The following is a 5,969-nucleotide window of genomic DNA, read 5'->3' on the forward strand; positions in this document are numbered from 1 at the left end:
CTGGCCGTAACCCTGTCCGTAGCCGGGCTGCTGGCCGTAACCCTGCTGCTCGTAGCCGGCGGGCTGCTGACCGTAGGCCTGCTGGTCGTAACCCTGCTCGTAGCCGGACTGCTGGCCGTACTGGTCGTAACCCTGCTGTCCATACGCCTGCTGGCCGTAGCCCTGCTGCTCGTAGGCCTGCTGGTCGTACTCGGGATCGGCGCCCCTGCGCTGGTCGTATCCGGGGTTCTGAGTCATCTTGGGGGCTCCTTGGTCGGGTGCGTCGGCGGGAAGAGCTTGTGCGGCCGGGCGAGGATTCGGGGCCGGGAGACCGGCCGGTGGGCGGGGGGCCTTCGATGGTGCGCCGTCTGGTCGTCCCGAACGCGACGGCACCGGGCGGGGCCGCACGTCAGGGTTCACCGTGCCGCGCGCACGGAAGATCCCAGTGTGCAGGGATGGCGATTGCTCGAACTCTACGACGACCTTGCCGTAGGTCTGCCACCCGTTGTCGTTGATGAAGTGTTCCAAATGCTTCGAGAAAGTCTTGCGGTTCAGTTCGTATTCCGCAGCGATGTGGTCGTGATCGCTCGGACTCAACAGCAGTGTGTAGCTGTTGGCCGCAAGGACCGTACCGTCGCCGAGATCTTCCAGCGACTCCTCGGCTTCGCGCTGAAGGCCGTTCTCGATCTCCTGTGGAGCCACCTGACCACCGAAAACTCGCGCAAAACCGTCGTCAACAGCGCCTTCGAGCTTGCGTTCAATTCGTTGCAGGATCCCCACCGAGACCTCCTTTCGCGGCATTCGAGCGTGTCGCCGTGCATATGGCCTTGTTTGATGATAGCGACAAGAACGGACAACTGTGCCACCGCGACAACTGGTGCATCGTGTGTAACACCTGCCTCATGGGTCTGGCCAGTCACCGGTGCCGCAGGTCACCAGCCCGTCGAATACCCGCGGACACCCGGGTTTTGTAGTAGGGGCGCGGTGCTGTTATCGTCGTCCAGTCGCCGGACGAACTCAGTTCGACGACATGCCCGCCGGAACTCCGGCGGCCACGGGCGAGTGGCGGAATGGCAGACGCGCTGGCTTCAGGTGCCAGTGTCCTTCGGGACGTGGGGGTTCAAGTCCCCCTTCGCCCACACGGTGAACGAGGTCGGATCGCGGAAATGCGGTCCGGCCTCTTTTCGTATGCGCAAGCCAACCCATCTTCGCCAGACCCAGCATCCTCGCGGGTGGTGATCCTGCCGATCAGTGGCGGGTCTGCCGGGACCGCGTAGAAGGGAAGTCGAAGGTCACCCGGAATGCCGTGGGTGACGAATCCGTTGACTATCCGGTATAGGACGCGGAAGCGTTCGGGAGACGAGGTTGACGATGACCGCCGATGTTCATCGAGGACAGTACGAGCCTGTTGACCTGCTGCTTCCTTCCCGCGATCCGTTCTACGACGAGCCCGCCGATGTGGCTGCCCTCGGCCCCGGAGAGATCATCCGCTGTCGGCAGGTCGAGCTCAAGGATCACTGGGCCTCACAGCACCGCACCGATGCGTGGCAATTGCTGTATCGATCGTCGGACCTTCGTGGCGTCGCAGGGGTGGCTGCCACCACGGTTGTACTGCCGCGGCGACGAGCGGGTGCCGGACACTTCCAGCTGCTGTCATTCCAGTGCGCGATCGACGCCGTCACCTCGCAGAGCTTCCCGTCGTATGCGCTGCGGAAGGGCGCTCGATCCGGGCACACCATCGCTCCCTTCGAATTCCTCGTGGTTCGCCGCGCGCTCGCGAAGGGCTGGGCGGTGTCGATCCCCGACCACGAGGGCATGCTCGGCGCCTGGGGAGCTCCGCGAGAGCCTGGATACCGCACCCTCGACGGCATCCGCGCGGCGCTGGCCTTCACCGATCACGGACTTTCCCACGACACCCCGGTCGGGTTGTGGGGTTACTCCGGTGGCGGCATGGCGACGTCGTGGGCTGCGGAGATGGCGCCGGAGTACGCACCGGAACTGCGACTCGTCGGGGCAGTGCTCGGATCGCCGGTCGGTGACATGGCCTCCGCGCTCCTGAGACTCAACGGGACTCTGCACGCCGGCCTGCCGGTGATGGTGATAGCGGGCCTGAGTCGGGTTTATCCACAGCTGGATGAGGTGGTCCGGCAGCACGCCACCGAGTCCGGACGTCGTCACCTCGACGAGATCGCCGAGATGCCGACGCTGCACGCGGTACGCCGGTTCCGTAACCACGACATCGACCGGTACCTCGACATCCCGCTGGCCGATGTCCTCGCTCAGCGCGAGATCGTCGAGATGATGACCGACGTGCAGCTCGGCATGGGTCGCCCGGAAATCCCGTTGCTCGTCGTGCAGTCGGTGCGTGATCCGATCATCGCGGTCGCCGATGTCGACCGCCTGGTCGGCCGCTATCGCGAGCAGGGCGTGCCTGTCACATATGTCCGGGATCAGCTCAGCGAGCACCTCTCGCTGCTGCCGCTGTCGGGCCCGATGGCCGTGTCCTGGCTCGCCAACCGCCTCGCCGGCCATCCGGGGGCCGACCGCACGGTGACGACGCTCGCCGGGCAGCCGTCGCCCGCGTGGGCACTGCGACAGTTGACGCGAAGGTTGCGTGGCCCCGCGGCGGATGGGTCTCGCGAGCCGGTCCCGTCCACCGGACGAGCCGCGGTTCCGCCAGACGACACGGGACCTGACCCGGCGTCGGAACAGACCGCGTGATCTCTCGCTGAGGTCCGGCGCGGCCAGGAACTTTGCTCGACGCCCGGAATGACCGGTACGCGACACCTCGGTGGCGTCCGGATGACGCGATTCGTCTTGTTCTGCAATGCATTTCTCATTCTATTCACCTGTCGGACCGCTGCCGTCCGCCGAAGTGGTCGTCTGGGCCTCCTACGGTCATGCGGTCCGAAGGTGGTCCCAGGAAGCGCTGGGGCACAGAGAGAAAGCACACTCGATGAAGTTCAACAAGATCCTCGCCACCGCAGCGATGGTGATCGCGTCCATGGGCGTGGCCACCGGCACCGCCTATGCCGACACCGCAGGCCCGGTCAGTACCCAGTGGAAGGTGGATCGGCACGACTCGAGCGTCGTCGTCTCCACCGACACCGGTTCATTCGTCAAGACCGGTGACCAACTCATCCTCCGTGACCGCAACGGGCACAACGTGGACTCCATCCCGCTGACCCTGGCCGTCGACGACTTCACCCATCCGGTGAATGCCGATGTGCACGGACGGTCGGCCACGTTGACGGTGAACACCTCGCCACTGGCCACCCGGTTCGCCACAACGTCGACCTCCAGGCCGCCGTCGCCGGCGTGAAGGACAACATCGGCCTGACCGCGAGTGTGGGTGGCTTCCTCGGCGCGGCGACGGGACTGGTCGGTGGGTGTCTGCTCGGCGCCGTCGCTGCGGGTGTGGTCTCCGCCCCGGTGGCCTTGCTGTTCGGAGCAGGCCCCCTCGCAGGCTGCATCGGTGGCGCGATCCTGCTGGGTTCGGCCGCGTCGCTGGGCGGAACGGCCATCGGCGGACTCGGCTCGGCCATCGCCAACGCCCAGCCCTTCATCCAGCTGCTCAACGCCCCGCCGAAGAAGAAGTAGCCTCTCCAGACTGCTCGAACTCTCACACCGAGGACCCCATCCCGCAAATGCGGAGTGGGGTCCTCGAGTCATCTCTGTCGTCGTCAGGTGGAGCCCCCTGACTCGGCACTCACCCAGCCCCGCACCCTCGTCAACAAGCTAGCCCAAATAGTGGTCCCGCAGCGCCGCTGGAAGCCTCTTGGGGTCGCGTCGCTGCCGCAGCGGTGCTCGCGATCACCGTCATCGCCACCACGGGGGGAGACGACACCCCGGACGGGCCGCAGACGTCAAACGCCACCGAGAACCCTGGGCCGTAATGAGGTGGACCACTACGAAGGGCCCACCTCACTGCCCGTCGCGGATTTTGACATGGATGGCGTCGATGAACACCGCGGCGTAGACGCGTTCGAGCGGACGGGCATGCCAGGTGGCCATCTCTTCGAGCACCCGGTCGGCGATCCGGCTGATCGTGTCTTTGGAAACCGCAGCACCGTAGATGTCGGCGAAATGGGCGCTGATTTCACCGGTGGTGAGCCCACGGGCATACAACGACGACACCACCTCATCCACATCAGTCAAGCGGCGTTGGCGCTTCTTCACGATCTGCGGCTCGAAGGTGCCCGCCCGGTCCCGGGGGACATCGATCTCGACCTGCCCACACGCATCAGTCAGCACGTTCTTCGACCGAGACCCGTTGCGCGAGTTGCCACTCCCACGACCACGCTGGTCGTGCTTGTCGTAACCGAGATGCTCCGACATCTCTTCATCGAGCGCCGTCTCGAGCACCGTTTTCGTCATCGCTTTGAGCAACCCATCGCAGACCGGTCAGGCGGACCCCGGCCTCCCGGGCCTGGCGGACCAGCTCGCGGGCTACCTCGAGTTCATCGACGCTGCGGTCCGCAGGCACCTCGACGATCCCGTCATCGTGTTCATCAGATGGCTCCACAGCCACCAGAGTGTCGGTCATGATGCGACCTTCCTGCCCCGACACACCGAGGGCGGTAAGGCCACTTACACTGAATCGCCCCGGGTTTGCTGGGGGCTCGTTTACTTGGTTCCAGCGACTGCCGGGACCGGGTTCTCACGGTAGCTGGTGACTGTGTGGGTCGACCAGTAGGTGGTCTCGTACTCGACGGGTGGGACGTGCCCGATCTCGCCGTGCAGGCGGCGGTGGTTGAACCAGTCGATGTACTCGGCGACGGCGATCTCGACCTCGCCGACACCGCCCCAGCCACCGCGAGGGCGCATGACTGGGTTACGGATACACTCGGCCTTGAACAACGAGTTGAACGCCTCGGCCATCGCATTGTCGTACGAATCACCCTTGGAGCCAACAGAAGTCACTGCGTCTGCTTCGGCGAGACGTTCGGTGTAGCGGATGGCTCGATACCGCACTCCGCGGTCGGAGTGGTGAATCAGCCCGGCCACGCCCTGGCCGGCACGCGACCGCGCCCACAACCCCATATCCAAGGCGTCGAGCGCGAGGTCGGTGTGCATGGTGGTCGAGACCTGCCAGCCCACGACCATCCTTGAGAAGACGTCGAGGATGAACGCGGCATACACCCACCCCGAGTGTGTGCGGATGTAGGTCAGGTCCGCCACCCACAGCGCGTTGGGCGCCGCCGCGGTGAACTGCCGTTCGACACGATCTGCCGGCTGCGGAGTTTCGGCCCCCTCGCTGTGCGTGGTCTTCCGCGTCTTGGATCTCGTTATCCCCTGCAGCCCATCAGCTTTCATCAACCGCTCGACGGTGCACCGGGCCACGCCGATACCCTTTCTGCGTAGTTCGGCGTGGACTTTGCGGGCACCGTAGACGCCGAGATTGTCGGCATGCACGGTGCGGATCTCACCGAGGATCTCGCGGTCACGGACCACCCGTGGCGCCTCGACTCGTCGAGAGCTCAGATGGGCTCGGACTGTGGACGGAGCGATCTGGGCGGCCGTGTCGCGCAGGGCCGCGCAGATCGGATCGACTCCGTGTTCGTCGCGGAAAGCGGCGACGAACTCCACGATCAACGCTGTGGGCGGTCGATCTCCGCCGCAAAGAAAGCTGATGCCTGCTTCAAGATGGTGTTCGCCCGCCGCAACTCCCGGTTCTCCCGTTCCAGCTGCGCGATCCGCTCAGCCTCGCTGGTCGTGGTCCCCGGGCGGTCCCCGCCATCGATCTCGGCCTGCTTGACCCAGGTGCGAAGCGCCTCCGGGTGCACACCGAGTTGATCGCCGATCCGTTTGAGCGCCCCTGGTCGCGTGGCTGGGTCCTTGCGGGCCTCCACCGCCATCCGCGTCGCCCGCTCCTTCAGCTCAACGCTGTACTTCCGTGTTGCTGCCATGCTCTCCATCCTTCACAGATTCGAGAGCCTCCGACAAACCCGGGGCGTTTCAATCGCCGCAGTGCACGCCGGGCACAAAGT

2 protein-coding genes, 1 tRNA gene, 3 pseudogenes and 1 other annotated feature are annotated in these 5,969 nt (G+C 65.5%); of the genes and pseudogenes, 3 read left to right on the plus strand and 3 right to left on the minus strand.

The window, feature by feature from the left end; genetic code table 11:
* A partial coding sequence (locus GOALK_RS09580) for a DUF3662 domain-containing protein (RefSeq protein ID WP_006358609.1) occupies positions 1-759 on the minus strand: 759 nt, incomplete at its 3' end.
* A gap of 276 nt (positions 760-1,035) precedes the next feature.
* Between GOALK_RS09580 and GOALK_RS09585 the strand changes: the two genes are divergently transcribed.
* The 3 genes and pseudogenes from GOALK_RS09585 (at position 1,036) to GOALK_RS09595 (ending at position 3,579) form a co-directional block, all read left to right on the plus strand.
* A tRNA-Leu gene (locus tag GOALK_RS09585) sits at positions 1,036-1,118 on the plus strand.
* A 232-nt stretch (positions 1,119-1,350) separates the two neighbouring features.
* The gene (locus GOALK_RS09590; RefSeq protein WP_006358610.1) at positions 1,351-2,700 is read left to right on the plus strand and encodes a lipase family protein; all 1,350 of its coding nucleotides are present in this window, start codon (positions 1,351-1,353) and stop codon (positions 2,698-2,700) included.
* A gap of 235 nt (positions 2,701-2,935) precedes the next feature.
* Positions 2,936-3,579: pseudogene (locus GOALK_RS09595) on the plus strand (DUF8020 domain-containing protein).
* A 327-nt stretch (positions 3,580-3,906) separates the two neighbouring features.
* Here the strand turns inward: GOALK_RS09595 and GOALK_RS09600 are convergent.
* Together GOALK_RS09600 and GOALK_RS09610 are read right to left on the minus strand one after the other, a co-directional pair.
* Positions 3,907-4,525 (minus strand): annotated as a pseudogene (locus tag GOALK_RS09600) (IS256 family transposase); the annotation flags it as partial.
* Between the two features lie 80 nt (positions 4,526-4,605).
* Positions 4,606-5,888, minus strand: a pseudogene (locus GOALK_RS09610) (IS3 family transposase).
* Positions 5,482-5,610, minus strand: a sequence feature (AL1L pseudoknot). (Overlaps the previous pseudogene by 129 nt.)
* Positions 5,889-5,969 lie beyond the last annotated feature (81 nt).

This window comes from Gordonia alkanivorans NBRC 16433, from assembly GCF_000225505.1.
Classification (GTDB): domain Bacteria; phylum Actinomycetota; class Actinomycetes; order Mycobacteriales; family Mycobacteriaceae; genus Gordonia; species Gordonia alkanivorans.

Bases quoted from the DNA above. Each gene is read 5' to 3' on its own strand.
- GOALK_RS09590 (WP_006358610.1), top strand. From the start codon at position 1,351: ATGACCGCCGATGTTCATCGAGGACAGTACGAGCCTGTTGACCTGCTG.